At 64.4% G+C, this 16687-nt stretch carries 6 protein-coding genes; 3 read left to right on the forward strand and 3 right to left on the reverse strand.

Going from position 1 to position 16687, the window contains the following annotated elements; translation table 11 throughout:
* Nucleotides 1–10 precede the first annotated feature (10 nt).
* From EA796_RS14775 to EA796_RS14785, 3 genes are all read left to right on the forward strand, one after another.
* Nucleotides 11–616 carry a phage tail protein gene (locus EA796_RS14775; RefSeq protein WP_122109147.1) on the forward strand — a complete coding sequence of 202 codons (606 nt, stop codon included), beginning with the start codon at nt 11–13 and terminating at the stop codon, nt 614–616.
* A 158-nt stretch (nt 617–774) separates the two neighbouring features.
* Nucleotides 775–10236 carry an Ig-like domain-containing protein gene (locus EA796_RS14780; protein WP_158603100.1) on the forward strand — a complete coding sequence of 3154 codons (9462 nt, stop codon included), beginning with the start codon at nt 775–777 and terminating at the stop codon, nt 10234–10236.
* Nucleotides 10237–10298: 62 nt separating this feature from the next.
* Nucleotides 10299–11783, forward strand: a complete 1485-nt coding sequence (locus EA796_RS14785; protein WP_122109149.1) for a TolC family protein — start codon at nt 10299–10301, stop codon at nt 11781–11783.
* Nucleotides 11784–11787: 4 nt separating this feature from the next.
* Here the strand turns inward: EA796_RS14785 and EA796_RS14790 are convergent, their stop codons facing one another.
* The 3 genes from EA796_RS14790 to EA796_RS14800 form a co-directional block, all read right to left on the reverse strand.
* Nucleotides 11788–12894 carry an SO2930 family diheme c-type cytochrome gene (locus tag EA796_RS14790; protein WP_122109150.1) on the reverse strand — a complete coding sequence of 369 codons (1107 nt, stop codon included), beginning with the start codon at nt 12892–12894 and terminating at the stop codon, nt 11788–11790.
* Nucleotides 12891–14135, reverse strand: a complete 1245-nt coding sequence (locus EA796_RS14795) for a parallel beta-helix domain-containing protein (RefSeq protein ID WP_122109151.1) — start codon at nt 14133–14135, stop codon at nt 12891–12893. Before EA796_RS14795 ends, EA796_RS14790 begins: the two co-directional genes overlap by 4 nt.
* A 151-nt stretch (nt 14136–14286) precedes the next feature.
* A complete protein-coding gene (locus EA796_RS14800; protein WP_122109152.1) occupies nt 14287–16575 on the reverse strand; it encodes a YgiQ family radical SAM protein in 2289 nt (762 codons plus the stop codon).
* Between the last annotated feature and the right edge of the window lie 112 nt (nt 16576–16687).

Genomic DNA, 16687 nt, shown 5'->3' on the forward strand with positions numbered 1-16687 from the left:
AGATACAGCAATGAGCGATCCATTTCTGGGCGAGATTCGCATGGTCGGTTTCAACTTCGCGCCGAGGGGCTGGGCGATGTGCCAAGGACAGCTGCTGAGCATTGCGCAGAACAACGCGCTGTTCGCACTGCTGGGCACCCTCTACGGCGGCGACGGCCAGACCACCTTCGGCCTGCCGGACTACCGCGGCCGTAGCCCGGTAGGCATGGGACAGGGGCCGGGCCTGAGCACGGTCGTCCAGGGAGAGATGGCGGGCACCGAGAACGTCACCCTGACCCTCAACCAGATGCCGATGCACAACCATGTCGCGACGGCCTCGGCGAGTTCGGCTACGGCGCAGGTCGCTATCCCTGCCGCCACCACCGGTACCACCCAATCCACCCCGGGGACGACCACCGTGCTGGGACCGATCGCAGCGGGCGGCCGAGCCGGGACGCTGTATTGCACCGGAGCAGCCGATACCACGCTGGCTCCGTTCAACACCGCCGTGAACGTTCCGGCGCCGACCGTCACGGTCAATGCCTCGGGTGGTAGCCAGCCAATCTCGGTACTGAACCCGTTTCTCGGCACCAACTTCGTCATTGCACTGGAAGGCATCTTCCCATCGCGCAACTGATCCCTTCTGTGGATCGGTAACAGGAACAAGGTGAAAGCCCGGCTTTCCCCGATTTTGCATGCTGTAGGAGGTTCACTATGTGGTGGAGAAAGACTGCGACCGCTCGACCAGCCGAACTGCCGGCCAGAAGCGCACTGGCCATGGCGCTGGAACCGCGCATGCTGTTCGACGGCGCAGTCGCCGCCACGGTGGCAGAAACGGCTACTGTCGTGCCCTCCGCCGATGCGGCCCACGCCCCGGCCTCCGGCCAGGACACCTACACCGGCAGCGAAAACCTCGCCACCACTCCGGCCGGCACGACGGACAACCGCCAGGAGGTGGTATTCGTCGACAGCAGCGTCAAGGATTACCAGCAATTGGTGTCCGCCTTGAAACCCGGTACCGAGGTCGTGGTACTGGATGGCAGCCAGGATGGTTTACGACAAATCGCCGACTACCTGGACGGACGTCGCGACATCGATGCCATACACGTGTTCAGTCATGGCGATGCCGGCAAAGTGCAGTTGGGTAACGTCTGGATCGACGATGCCTACGTCGCCGCCAACAACGCCCTGCTGGCAGATATTGGCAGTGCCCTGAACTCTTCCGGCGATATTTTGTTGTATGGCTGCCATGTCGGGGCCGATGGCAGTGGCGTGAATTTCATCCAGTCACTGGCTGCGGCGACCGGCGCCGACATAGCCGCTTCGACCGACCCAACTGGCGCCGCCGATAAAGGCGGTGATTGGGTACTCGAAGCGACTCGGGGAAGTGTGGAAACTGTCTCGCTGAACATTGGTTCATATTCGGGCTTACTTGCAGCCTTCAGTGATAATTTCACTACTAACCCAGGCACTACTAGCAATAGCTTTGACCGCACGCTTGGCGGTGTGTCTTACACCTATACATTCACTGCCGATGGTGACGGTGGCGCTGCTGGGGGCGGACTGGCATTTGATAATTTCGGCTCAGGCGGCTCTGCTGCCATGACGCTTTTATCATCAGCCTTTAATACCAGCACTACCGAGCGCGTGACCGTTACGCGCACAGACCTTGCAGATTTCACCTTTACCAGTATCTACATTGATAATCCGGGCGGTAACGAGAGTGTCACCGTAGGCGGCTATCTAAATGGGGTACTTGTAGGATCTGCTCAGGTATTCACAACGGGCACTACAACCCTGAACTTTGGAGGTATCAGGGTCGATGAGGTACGGCTTACCTCTACAGATTTCTTTGGTTTGGCAATTGACGATTTTACTGGCGATACCAATCCGCCAAACTCCGCTCCAATCATCAACAACCTCAATGGCAACTCCGCCACCTTTGTCGAAGGTGGCAGCCCCGTGCTGCTGGACGAAAACGCAGATGCCACGGTGACCGACAGCGACTCGGCCAACTTCGATACGGGTAATGTCACCGTCTCGATCATCAGCAACGGCGTCGCAGCGGAGGACGTGCTGTCCATCCGCAATCAGGGTACCGGCGCCGGCCAGATCGGCGTATCCGGCTCGGCCATCACCTTTGGTGGTACGCAGATCGGTACCTACGCAGGTGGCACTGCCGGCAACAGCCTGGTCATCACACTCGACGGCGATGCCACCCCCGCAGCCGTTCAGGCGCTGGTACGCAACCTGACCTACTCCAACAGCAATAACGATAACCCCAGTAGCGCAGCACGTACCGTGCGGATCACCGTCAGCGACGGCGATGGTGGTACCAGCAACAATGCCGATGTCACGGTCAATGTCACCCCGGTCAACGATCTCCCAACTGTGGCCAATGCGATTCCCAACCAGAATGCCAGCGAGGATGCGGCCTTCAATTTCCAGTTCGCCGCCAACACCTTCAACGACGTGGATGTCAGCGGTGCCCTGACTTATACCGCGCAACTGGCTGGCGGCGGCGCTCTGCCCGCCTGGCTCAGTTTCGATGCCGCCACCCGCACCTTCAGCGGCACGCCGGGCAATGCCGATGTCGGCACGCTGAGCATCGATGTCATCGCCAACGACGGCAACGGCGGCAGCGTTACCGATACCTTCGACATCGTCGTGGCCAATACCAACGATGCCCCCACCGTGGCCAACGCGATCCCCAATCAGAATGCCACCGAGGAAGCGGCCTTCAGCTTCCAGTTCGCCGCCAACACCTTCAACGACGTGGATGCCGGCGACACCCTCAGCTACAGCGCGCAACTGGCCGGTGGCGGCGCCCTGCCCGCCTGGCTCAGCTTCGACCCAGTCACCCGTACCTTCAGCGGCACGCCGGGCAACGGCGATGTCGGCACGCTGAGCATCGATGTCATCGCCAGTGACAGCAATGGCGGCAGCGTTACCGACACCTTCAATATCCTGGTGGCCAACACCAACGACGCCCCCACGCTGGCCAATGCCATTGCCAACCAGAATGCCAGCGAAGACACGGCCTTCAATTTCCAGTTTGCCGCCAACACCTTCAACGACATGGATGCCGGCGACACCCTGAGCTACAGCGTACAACTGGTCGGCGGCGGCGCCCTGCCCGCCTGGCTCAGCTTCGATGCACTCACCCGGACATTCAGCGGCACGCCAGGCAACGCCGATGCCGGCACGCTGAGCATTGAGGTGATCGCCAGCGACGGCAATGGCGGCAGCGTTAGCGATACCTTCGACATCGTGGTCAGCGCCGTCAACGATGCACCGACCGTTACGGCCCCAGCCTCCATAATCGTCAGCGAAGACATGCCAACCGCGTTGACCGGTATCAGCTTCAGCGACGTCGATGCCGGCACCTCCCCGGTGACAGTCACCCTGTCGGTCCCCAGCGGCAGCCTGAGCGCTACCAGCGCCGCAGGCGTCACCGTCGGCGGCACCAGCAGCGCCATGACCCTGACCGGCAGCATTAGCGATATCAACACGTTTATCTCCGCTGCTGGTGTTGTATTTACCACCGCCAGCAACGCCACCTCGGACGTCACGCTGACCATCGAGATCGACGATGGCGGCAACACCGGCAGCGGTGGTGCACAAACCGACAGCACCACGGTGACCCTGGATGTCAGCGCGGTGAACGATGCCCCGGTCAACTCGCTGCCCGGCGCGCAGAACGTCGATCAGGATGCCAGCCTGGTCTTCAGCAGCGGCAACGGCAACCTGATCAGCATCGGCGACGTGGATGCCGGTTCCAACACCGTCGAAGTGACGCTGAGCGCCAGCAATGGTCTGCTGACACTCAGCGGCACCACGGGCCTGACATTCACTACGGGCGATGGTACTGCTGACGCCAGCATGACCTTTAGCGGCAGCATCAGCGACATCAACAACGCCCTGAACGGCCTGACCTTCAGCCCCACCGCAGGCTACAACGGTGCCGCCAGTCTCCAGATCACCACTGACGACCAGGGTTGGAGCGGCAGCGGCGGTGCACAGAGCGACAGCGACACGCTCGTTATCACGGTCAACAGCCTCAACCCGCGGATAACCGATGTCAGCGCCTCCACGCCGGATGGCAGCTACAAAGCGGGCGATACCATCACCATCACCACCACCTTCAACCAAGCGGTGACGGTCGATACCACTGGCGGCACGCCCACATTGCTGCTGGAGACAGGTCTGACCGACCGCATCGCGACCTATGTGTCCGGCTCCGGCAGCAACACCCTGACCTTCAGCTACACGGTACAGGCCGGCGACCTCAGCGCCGACCTGGATTACCAGTCCACGGCAGCCCTGGCACTCAACGGCGCGACCATCCAGAACGCTACCGCCGACAATGCCGTTCTGACCCTGCCGACCCAGGGCACCGCTGGCTCCCTGAGTGCCAACAAGGCACTGGTGGTAGACGGCGTACGCCCGACAGCCAGCATCCTGGTCGACGATACTGCCCTGGCTGTCGGCGAAACCGCCACGGTGACCATCACCTTCAGCGAAGCGGTGACCGGGCTGACCACGGCCGACTTCATCGTCGCCAACGGCAGCCTCAGCAATCTGTTCACCTCGGACAACATCACCTACACCGCTACCCTGACGCCGAGCGCCAACGTCACCGACTCCAGCAACCTGATCACCCTAGACAACACCGGGGTAATCGACCTGGCAGGCAACACCGGCAGCGGCACCACCGACTCCAACAACTACGCCATCGATAGCCAACGCCCGACGGCGACCATCGTGGTCAGCGACACCGCGCTCTCCATCGGTGAAACCGCCACGGTGACCATCGTCTTCAGCGAAGCGGTGACCGGGCTGACCACGGCCGACTTCATCGTCGCCAACGGCAGCCTCAGCAATCTGTTCACTTCGGACAACATCACCTATACCGCCACCCTGACGCCCGATGCCGCTGTGGAAGACCCCAGCAACCTGATCACCCTGGACAACACAGGCGTGCAGGATGCGGCAGGCAACGCCGGAACCGGCTCCAGCGATTCCAACAACTACCAGATCGATACCCTGCGCCCCGATGCGCTCAGCATCGTCGTCAGCGACAGCGCACTGGCAGCGGGCGAAACCGCTACGGTGACCATCACCTTCAGCGAAGCGGTGACCGGCCTTGCGGCGAATGATTTCACCGTCGCCAGCGCTGTGCTGAGCAACCTCACCAGCGCCGACGGCGGCATCACCTGGACTGCAACCCTCACCCCCAATGCCAGTGTGGAAAATGCCAGCAACCTGATCACCCTGAATAAAACCGGCGTGGTGGATGCGGCAGGTAACGCCGGCAGCGGCACCAGCGATTCCAACAACTACGCCATTGATAACCTGGCCCCCGTCAACAGCCTGCCCGTCGGGCAAATCACCGATACCGTTACCCCGCTGGTATTCAGTAGCGGCAACGGCAATGCGATCACGGTGAGCGATGGCAGCAACCTGACGGTCGTCATCTCCGTCGGCAGCGGCACCTTGACCGCCACCTCCGGCGGCACGGCGGGAATCATTAACAACGGCACAGGCACCGTGACCATCACCGGCACGGCGGCTGAAGTGAATGCCGCTCTGCAAGGGCTGACCTACACCCCCAACGGCGCGGGCGTCCAGACCCTCAGCATCCAGACCACCGACACTGTCGGCAATGTGGATAGCGATAACCTGGCGATCACCGTCAACAACGCCACCTTGCTCGTCACCTCCAACCTGGATACCGGCGACGACGCAAGCGCAGGCGGCAGCTTTGCCGCCGACCAGGCAGACGGCGGCGGCCTGAGCCTGCGCGAGGCACTGCATTGGGCACGCGCAGGCGACACTATTACCTTTGACCTGGACGCAAGCACAGCCGGTAACCAGGGTGGAAGCATCACCCTCAATGGCACCCAACTCCAGATCAACTATTCCAATATCAAGCTTGATGGCGACCTGAATGATGACGGCGTGGCCGATGTAACCATCTCCGCCAACAACGCCAGTCGGGTGATGGCTATTAGTAACAGCCTGAGTGGTGTTGAGATAACGGGCCTGACCCTGACCCAGGGTTCAACCGCAGGCGGTGGCGGAGCGCTCCAGATAGGTTTCAGCTCCAGCGTCACCGTGCGCGACTCGAACCTCACCAACAGTACCGATGCGGGTCTGGGCGGTGGCGGTGTTTATGGTGCCAGTGCAACCCTCACCATGATCAACAGTACCGTGAGCGGCAACACCAGTAGCACCTTCGGCGGCGGCATACGCATTGTGGGCTCCGGCGGCACACTTAACCTCATCAATAGCACTGTCAGTGGCAATACCACCACCGGTGCTAGCGCGCATGGCGGCGGTATCCAGTATGGCGCTACTGGCAGCCTGACTATTATCAACAGCACCATCAGCGGCAATGCCGCTACAGGAGCAACATCCCTCGGCGGCGGCCTCAGGATCACCTCCGGCACAGCCTTCATCTACAACAGCACCATTGTAGGAAACGCATCAACCGACGCAGGTGGCGGTGTCCACGCCAATGGCAACGATACCTTTGTGAATACCGTGGTTGCGGGCAATACCTCCGGTGCCGGTGCGACAGCAGGTGTCAGTGGTTCACCCCTGGCGACTGGCGGCACGGCAGACGATGTCGGCGGCACTATCGAAACTGCCACCAACAGTTATTTTGGTAGCAACGTTGCTATCGCTACCAATAACAGCAGCCTGAACAACCAGGGCACCAGCAACCTGTTACTGGGCAACCTGGCCAACTACAACGGCAGTGCCATACAAACCCACCGTCCGCAAACCGGCAGTGCGCTGCTCGAAGCCGGTAGCAATGCCAATTTGCCCGCCGATGCCTTCGACCTAGACGGCGACGGCAATACCACCGAGGCACTGCCAGTCGATGCCAATGGCGATCAGCGCGTCAGCGCTACCGTGGATATCGGCGCGGTAGAAGGTAATGCCGTACCGGTGCTGACGGGCGTCAATGGCGGCGGCACCTTTGTCGAGAACGGTAGCGCCATCGTGATCGATAGCGATGCCAGCATGAGCGATGACGACCTCGACCTGCTCAATGGCGGCAACGGCGATTACCACGGCGCCTCGCTGGTGATCGTGCGCAATGGCGGCGCCCTGGCCAGCGACAGCTTCGGCTTCAACGCTGGCAACGGCATCAGCCTCTCCGGCAACAACCTGGTGAAAAATGGCCAGATCATCGCCAGCTTCAATACCGCCACGGCCGGCCAGTTGACCATCGCCTTCACCAACGCCAACGGCGAAACTCCGACCCGGGCCGACGTGAATGCAGTACTGCGCCAGCTGACCTACCGCTCGACCAGCGAAGCCCCGACCAGTAGCGTCGACCTCGACATCCGCTTCAACGATGGCGCCGGCGCCAATGCCACCCAGACCGCCAGCCTCAATATCACCGCGATCAACGACGCGCCCAGCCTCGTCGCTACCGGTGGTACGCCCACCTATACCGAGAACGGCAGCGCCGTCGACCTGTTCAGCGGCGTGATCATCGACACTATCGAGGCCGGCCAGAGCATCACCGGTCTGACCCTGACCGTCGCCAACCTGGTCAACGGTGCCAGCGAGATCCTGATTATCGACGGCACCGCGATCAGCCTGAGCAATGGCAACAGCGGCATCACCAGCGGCGGCAACTCGATCACTTACAGCGTCAGTCTGAGCGGTGGCACCGCCACCCTCACCCTCATCCAGGCAGGCGGCCTGAGCGCGGCCAACGCCCAGGCGCTGATCGATGGCATGAGCTACCGCAACAGCAGCGAGGCACCCAGCGGCGGCAACCGCGTGGTCACCCTGACCAGCATCACCGATAGCGGCGGCACCGCCAATGGCGGCGTAGACACCAGCGCCAGCAACATCGCGGCCAGCGTCTCCGTCGTGGCGGTAAACGATGCACCGACGATCACAGCTTCCGGTTCCATCGCCATCAGCGAAGACGTACCCAGCGCACTGATCGGCATCAGCTTGAGCGACGTCGATGCCGGCACCTCGCCGGTAACGGTCACCCTATCGGTCCCCAGCGGCAGCCTGAGCGCCACCAGTGGCAGCGGCGTCAGCGTCGGCGGTACCGCCAGCGCCATGACCCTGACCGGCAGCATTGCCAATATCAATGCCTTCATCGCCGCCGCCGGCGTCAGCTTCACCACGGCCGGCAACGCCACCGCCGACGTTACCCTGACCGTCACTATCGACGACGGCGGCAACAGCGGCAGCGGCGCTGGGCAAACCGACAGCGCCACGCTGACCCTGGCGGTAACCGCGAGCAACGACGCGCCGGTGAACAACCTGCCCGCTCCGCAGAGCCTCGCTCAGGGCGGCAGCCTGGTCTTCAACGCTGGCAACGGCAACCTCATCAGCATCGCCGATGTTGACGCTGGCAGCAGCAACCTGCAAGTCACCCTGACCGCCAGCAATGGCCTGCTCACCCTGGGTAACCTCGCCGGACTCAGCTTCACCGCTGGCGACGGTACGGCCGATGCCACCTTGACGTTCACCGGTACCCTGACGGCGATCAACAATGCGCTGAACGGCCTGCTCTTCACCCCCACCGCCGCCTTCAGCGGTCCGGCCAGCATCCAGATCAGCACCAGCGACCTGGGCAATAGTGGAGCAGGTGGCGCCCAGACGGATACCGACACCCTGGCCATCACCGTCACCCCGATCAATCCGGTGATCACCGATATCGCCGTGCTCAACCCGAACGGCAGCTACAAGCTAGGCGATGTCATCAACCTGACCGTCACCTTTGACCAGGCGGTGATCGTCGACACTGCCGGGGGCGTGCCCACGCTGCTACTGGAAACCGGTCTGATCGACCGCACCGCGGTATTCGTCTCCGGCTCCGGCAGCAACACCCTGACCTTCCGCTACACCGTGCAAGCCGGCGATCTCAGCGCCGACCTGAACTATCAGTCCAGCGCGGCCCTGACGCTAAACGGCGGCAGCATTCGCAACGCCGGCAACAGCGACGCGATCCTCAGCCTGCCGGCCACCGGCAGTGTCGACTCCATCGCCGGGCAACACGACATCGTCGTCGACGGCGTGGTCCCCACTGTCGCCAGCGTCAGCGTGCCGGTGGGGGTGCAGTACAACGCCGGCGACACCTTGACCTTCGTGGTCAACGTCAGCGAAACCGTCATCGTCAACGGCACCCCGCGCCTGGCCATCGACATAGGCGGCAGCACGGTGTTCGCCGATTACGTGGCCGGCTCAGGCAGCGCAACCCTGGTGTTCCAGTACAGCGTCCGGCCCGGGGACAACGACGCCGACGGTATCGCCGTCAGCGGCCTGCTCAGCAATGGTGCGACCCTGCGCGACGCCAGCGGCAATGCCTTGACCCTGGCGCTGAACAATGTCGGCGACAGCAGCGGCGTGATCGTCGACACCACCGCGCCCAGCGCCAGCGCCATCATCGCGGTCGCCCATGCGCAGACCAATGCCGGTAGCCTGCGCTACACTGTCATCTTCAACGAGGCCGTAAGCGGCGTGGATCTCGGCGACTTCAGCCTGGTCACCAGCGGCAACGCCAGCGGTACCCTGGGCAGCCTGGTGCAGATCGACAGCCGTACCTTCCAGATCACCGTCACCAACGTGGCCGGCAGCGGCACCCTGGCGCTGGCCTTGAACGCCAACGGCAGCGCCATCACCGATGCCGCCGGCAACCTGCTCGTCACCGGCCTGGTCGGGCAGGCCTACAGCCTGGCGCAAAGCGAAGGCGATCCGGAGTTCCGCGTCAATCCGCCGAGCAACGTCGTCGATATCCCGAGCGCGTCGCCGCAGCCCGTCCTGCCGAGCCTGCCGCCGGCGCTGAGCACCTCGCCGCTGCTGCCGCCGCCGTTGTTCGAGGTACCGACCCTGGGCAGCGGCATTCCGACCCTGGGCAATATCTTCATCAACCAGAACGTCCTGGCACCCAGCTACATCGCACAGGTCTTCGCCAGTTCCAGCGATGCTGGCGGCGACGGCTCGGGCAGAGGCTTCCTCGGCTTCGGCGGCGGTGATGGCGGCGTGTTCGGTTCCAGCAGCCTGTCCAGCATCTTCGGCAGCGACGCCTTGCAGGAGAGCGAGCCGCTGGAAGTCTTCGACGGCAAGAAATGGGGCGGCGGCAGCGCTGGTGCCATCTTCGGCGCACCGACGCTGGGCCAGCAACTGCACGACCTGCGCGAGGGCGAACAGCGTCAGCTGCGCGAACTGGCCCATGCCCTGCAAGAGGTCGCGGCGGCCCAGCCGCCGGCCTGATCCACAACGCATAACAACGACAAACCAGTGAGTCGGTGCCGTAACAAGGGGGCGGCCCAAGGATGAAGAAGAGCCACACACTATTCGCGGTCAGCCTACTGAGCCTGGCCATCAGCGGTTGCGCAGTGACCAGCCAGCCCATCGAACGCAGTGCCAGCGAGCAGCGGGCGCAGAGCGACCTGCAGGCCATGTTCGCCGATCAGGAGCCGCTCAGCGGCCCGCTGACCCTGCACGAAGCCATGGCCCGCGCGGTGAAGTACAACCTCGAGGCGCGCCTGAAGCTGATGGAAGAAGCCATGGCCCAGCGCCAGGTCGACCTGGCCAGCTTCGACATGCTGCCGCGCATGGCGCTGTCGGCCGGTTATGCCGGGCGCAGCAACGTCAGCGCCTCCAGCAGCCAGAGCGTCGAGACCGGTACCCAGTCGCTGGAACCCTCCACCTCGCAGGATCGCGACCGCGGCGTCGCCGATCTGACCATGGTGTGGAACGTGCTGGACTTCGGCGTCAGCTACGTCAGCGCCAAGCAGCAGGGCGACCAGCGCCTGATCGTGCAGGAGCGCCGGCGCAAGGTGGTGCACACCATCATCCAGGACGTGCGCTCCGCCTACTGGCGCGCCGTGGCCGCCGACCGCCTGCTGAGTCAGATCGACAGCCTCATGACCCGCGTGGCCCAGGCCCGCGACAACAGCCAGCGCCTGAGCGAGCAGCGTATCGGCGATCCGATCCAGGCACTGAGCTACCAGCGCGCCCTGATCGAGGCCACCCGCCAGCTGGAGGAGCAGCGCCGCGCGCTGTCGCTGGCCAAGACCGAACTGGCCACCCTAATCAACCTGCCCCTGGGCACCGAGGTCGAACTGGCCCCCGATGCCGGCTATCAGGTGCCGGAACTCAAGGTCGAGTTCGACCTGCTCGAGCAGGAGGCCCTGGCCAGCCGCCCCGAGCTGCGCGAACAGGACTACCAGGCACGTATCAGCGCCGCGGAAACGCGCAAGGCCATGCTGCGCCTGCTGCCGGGCCTGGAGTTCTCCGCCGGCGGCCACTACGACAGCAACTCCTTCCTGGTCAACCAGAGCTGGGCCGACTATGGCGTCAAGGTCACCTGGAACCTGTTCAACGTGCTCTCCGCGCCGGCTGCCATCGACGTGGCCAAGGCAGGTCAGGACGTGGCCGATGCCCGCCGCCAGGCGATGTCGATGGCCATCCTGGCGCAACTGCATGTGGCCAACGCCAATTTCCGCGAGGCCCAGCGCCAGTTCCAGACCAGCCAGCAGTTGGCCGGCCTCGACGGGCAGATCGTCGAGCAGTTGCGCAACCGCTACCAGGCTCAGGGCATCGGCGAGCTGGAGCTGATCCAGGGCGAGCTCAACACCCTGCAGGCCGACCTGCGCCGCGACCTGGCCTATGCCGAATTGCGCAACAGCTATGGTCAGCTGTTCGCCAGCGTCGGCCTCGACCCGCTGCCGGAGAGCATCGCCTCCGACCGCATCGAGGATATCGCCGCGGCCCTGGCCAACCGCGAGGCGCAGTGGCAGGCCGGCCAGCTGTAACGGTTCAGCATTCGCCGTCCAGGCTGGCGATCCAGCGGTCGATCAGCTCCAGCCCCTCGCGATGGACACTGGAGCGGCCCAGCTCGGGCATCATGATGCTGGGGTCGGTGCTGTGCAGGCGAAAACTCAGCACCGATTTCTCCGGCGCACCGGGGTGGATATCCACCAGGCGGTCGCCGGAGCCCTTGCCCGCCGCCACCGGTTGCTTGCACAGGCCATAGGCGATGCCCAGCGGTGTATCCGGGTCGAGATAGAGCCCGGAGGTGCGCCCCGGCCCCTCGCGGTTGTGGCAGTGCGCGCAGTTGGCGTCCAGGTAGCTGCGCGCCTGCGCCTGCACCCCCTCCCCCGCACGCGGCTTGCCCCACAGGGCGTTTTGCGGCACCTCGGCCAGGTCGCGCGGCAGCCCCTGCAACAGGCCCGCGGCCTGCCAGCGCTGCAACTGGTTGGCCAGCCCCTCGGCGTAGGCGAAATCCTTGTTCAACTGGCGCGCCTTCGGCCCCAGCGGCGCCACGCCCTTGCCTGCCTGCTCCTCGTGGCAGCCGGCGCACTGATTGGCATCCGGCACCTGGTAGTCGACCGCCAGCACCTCGCCGCGCTCGTCATGCAGTCGCAGATCGAAGCTGGCGCCGGCCCAGTCCAGGGTCGCCTCGCGCTGGGCGGCGTCCCACACATAGGGCAGCGTCACCCAGCCCTGCTCCTGGCGCAGCAGGATACGCGTCTCGATCAGCCGCACCCGCTTCAGCTCGACCGCCTCGGCGCCCTGCTGCTCGCTGCGCAGCAGGCGGCCCTGGGCATCGCGCGGGTAGTAGAAGGTCTTGCTCAGCACGGTGCCGACGGGATAGTCGAAGCGCGCCTCGGCGTACTGCGCCTGGCTGCCCGCGGGCATCCAGAGGGTGCGCAGCTTGTGCGCGTAGTCGGTGAACAGCGGCGTATTGAGGTCGTAGGGCAGCACGCCGGCGGCCGGCTGCAGCCGGCCGTCGCGTTGCTCCAGTACGCCCCAGGCGCTGAGTAGCTCGGGATAGTCCTCGCCGCTGGGCAGATGCAGCGGAGCCCGCTGCTGCTCGCAGGCGCCGAGCAGCAGTGCGGCGATCACCAGCCAGCCACGCATCATGCGTCCTCGCCCGCCTCGGCCAGCGCCGCCTGCAGCTCCACCGCCGGCAGGCGCGGCAGTTCGCAGCGGTGCGGCGCCATGTCGGTGCTGATGTTGCTGTAGCCGCCGGGGCCGTCGACGTTGACGATGCCGGCGTCGCCGTTGTCGATGCAGATCGCCAGCTGGGCCGGCAGCTTGCCGTCCACCAGCTTGTCCGGGTTGACGTAGCCGTCCCAGAGAATGTCCGGCAGACGGCCGTTGAGCCCGAACTTGGCCAGCTTCAGCGCCTTCAGCTCGAGGTTGTCCGGGCTGTCGCCGCCCGGGCCGAAGCGGTTGCCGTGGATATGGATGGCTTCCGGATAGGGGTCGAAATCCTCCTCGGTGGAGAGGTCGCTGTAGCCGGTGCTGAAGTAGCTGCTGACGATGACGTTGGCGGTGCGGTGCTCGCCGATGTCGTTGTCGAAGATCTCCACCTGGTCGTTGGAGTTGATCACCACCCCCGAGCCGGCCGGAATGCTCGCCACCGGCGTGCCCTTGTGCCCGAAGTTCTTGTGGTTGTTGCCCTCGACCCTGTTGCGGTAGACCCGCGTGGTATGCCCCGGCTGCGGCAGGTTGGGCATGTTGAATACCAGGATGCCGCCGGTATTGCCGGTGGCGAGGTTGTCATGGACGTCGGCACCGATGGTGTTCTCGATCTCGATGCCGGCGACGTTGCGCTCGGCGCGGCTGTTGCGCACCACCACGTTGCGCGACTGGCCGACGTAGATACCGGCGTCCGAGGCGCCGATGGCCACCACGCCGTCGACCAGCACGTTCTCGGTCTGCACCGGGTAGATGCCGTAGGCGCCGTTTTCGGTGGCCGGGCCGTTGGTCCACTCGGTGCGTACGCGGCGGATGATGATGTTCCTGCCGCCGACCACCTTGAGCGCGTCGCCCTTGCTGTCCTCCAGGGCCAGGTCCTCGATGGTGAAGTCCGAGGCGTTCACCAGCAGCCCCTCGGCGCCGGACTTCTGCCCCTTGAAGTTGAGGATGGTGCGATCCATGCCGGCGCCCCTGAGGGTCACGCCGCTGACCTTGAGGCTCAAGCCGCGATCGAGCTGAAAGGTACCGGCGGGAATCTCGATCACCTCGCCCGGCTTGGCCTTGATCAGCCGGGTCTGCAGCTGCTTCTGGAAGTCCAGATCGGCCGCGGGCGGCGGCGACTCGCTGCAAGCGGCGAGCAACAGGGACAGGGCGAGCAGGGATGGCGCGGCACTACGCATGACGGACTCCGGCGTTGTTCTTATATTTTGGAACTATAGTTCCAAATAGAGCGCAAACCAAGCCGGTCGCTGGGCAGGAGCGGCTTTAGCCGCGAATCCAGACCCCAGGCAGCAGATAGGACAACGCCAGCACGAGGCTGGCGTTGCGATGCTAGCGCGGCGCTACCGGGCGCGGCTTCTTCTTTCCGCCGCCCCCGGCCTTGCCGCCCTTCTTCTGCTCCTGCAGCTTGGCGAAGGCCGCCGCCTTGGCCTGCTCGCGCTTGTCCCAGGGCTTGCTGCCGTCGCTGGCGCGCGGCGGCAGGCCGTTGTGCTGGGTGAGCATCTTGCCGCCAGCCCCCGCCTTCTTGCTGCCGGCCGGCGTCGAGTTCTTGCGCCGCGCGCTGTGGTACTCGTCGACCTGCGGCTGGTGCGCCGGGATCAGCTGGTGCTTGCCGGGCCCGATCAGGTCGCTGCGCCCCATGCTGGTCAGCGCCTCGCGCAGCAGCGGCCAGCCCTTGGGATCGTGATAGCGCAGGAAGGCCTTGTGCAGGCGGCGCTGCTGCTCGCTCTTGACGATGGTCACGCCGTCGCTCTTGTAGGTGACCTTGCGCAGCGGGTTCTTGCCCGAGTGGTACATGGCGGTGGCGGTGGCCATCGGCGAGGGATAGAAGGCCTGCACCTGGTCGGCGCGAAAACCGTTGCGCTTGAGCCACAGGGCGAGGTTGAGCATGTCCTCGTCGGTGGTGCCCGGGTGCGCGGCGATAAAGTAGGGGATCAGGTACTGCTCCTTGCCCGCCTCCTTCGAGTACTTCTCGAACATCTGCTTGAAGCGGTCGTAGCTGCCGATCCCCGGCTTCATCATCTTGTCCAGCGGGCCACGCTCGGTGTGCTCCGGCGCGATCTTCAGATAGCCACCGACGTGGTGAGTGACCAGCTCCTTGACGTACTCGGGTGACTCCACCGCCAGGTCGTAGCGCAGGCCCGAGGCGATCAGGATCTTCTTCACCCCGGGCAGCGCGCGCGCCTTGCGGTACAACTCGATCAAGGATGAGTGATCAGTATTGAGGTTCTCGCAGATGCCAGGGAACACGCACGACGGCTTGCGGCAGTGCTTCTCGATCTCCGGGTCCTTGCAGGCGATGCGGTACATGTTGGCGGTCGGCCCGCCGAGGTCGGAGACCACGCCGGTGAAGCCCGGCACCTTGTCGCGCATTTCCTCGATCTCGCGGATGATCGAGTCGTGCGAACGGTTCTGGATGATGCGGCCCTCGTGCTCGGTGATCGAGCAGAAGGTGCAGCCACCGAAGCAGCCGCGCATGATGTTCACCGAGAAGCGGATCATCTCGTAGGCCGGGATCTTCTCCTTGCCATAGGCCGGGTGCGGCACGCGCGCATAGGGCATGCCGAACACGTAGTCCATTTCCTCGGTGGTCATGGGGATGGGCGGCGGGTTGAACCAGACGTCCACCTCGCCATGCTTCTGCACCAGGGCGCGGGCGTTGCCCGGGTTGGTTTCCAGGTGCAGCACGCGGTTGGCGTGAGCATAGAGCACCGGGTCGTTGCGCACCTTCTCGAAGGACGGCAGGCGAATCACCGTCTTGTCGCGGGTCATGCGCGGGCTTTCGAGTATCTGCACGACCTTGGCTTCGTTGGGGTCTTCAACAGGCCCCTTCTCCTGCTCGATGGCGCAGGCGGCGGTGTCCTGGGTGTTGACGTAGGGGTTGATGATCTTGTCGATGCGCCCCGGGCGGTCGATGCGGGTGGAGTCGACCTCGAACCAACCCGCGGGGGTGTCGCGACGGACGAAGGCAGTGCCGCGGATATCGGTGATGGTCTCGATCGACTCGCCGCGCGACAGGCGCTGGGCCACCTCGACCACCGCGCGCTCGGCGTTGCCGTAGAGCAGGATGTCGGCGGTGGCGTCCATCAGGATCGAACGACGCACCTTGTCCTGCCAGTAGTCGTAGTGGGCGATGCGGCGCAAGGATGCCTCGATGCCGCCGAGCACCACCGGCACATGGCTGAAGGCCTCCTTGCAGCGCTGGCTGTAGACCAGGCTGGCGCGATCCGGGCGCTTGCCGGCCAGGCCACCGGGGGTGTAGGCGTCGTCGCTGCGGACCTTCTTGTCGGCGGTGTAGCGGTTGATCATCGAGTCCATATTGCCCGCCGCCACGCCGAAGAACAGGTTCGGCTCGCCGAGCTTCATGAAGTCGTCTTTGCTGCGCCAGTCCGGCTGCGCGATGATGCCGACGCGAAAGCCCTGGGCCTCGAGCAGGCGGCCGATGATGGCCATGCCGAACGAGGGATGGTCGACGTAGGCATCACCGGTGACGATGATGATGTCGCAGCTGTCCCAGCCGAGCTGATCCATCTCTTCCCGGCTCATCGGCAGGAAGGGTGCGGGCCCGAAACACTCGGCCCAGTACTTGGGATAGTCGAACAGCGGCTTGGCGGCTTGCATGTTTTTTGATCGATCGGGCTCTCGAAGGGGCGCGGATCATAGCATAAAAAGTGATCAACCCACCCACCCCGGCGGCGCCAAATCTTTTGTGATCACGACCCTGGCCAATGGC

The organism is Pseudomonas sp. AOB-7 (assembly GCF_003696305.1).
Classification (GTDB): Bacteria; Pseudomonadota; Gammaproteobacteria; order Pseudomonadales; family Pseudomonadaceae; genus Aquipseudomonas.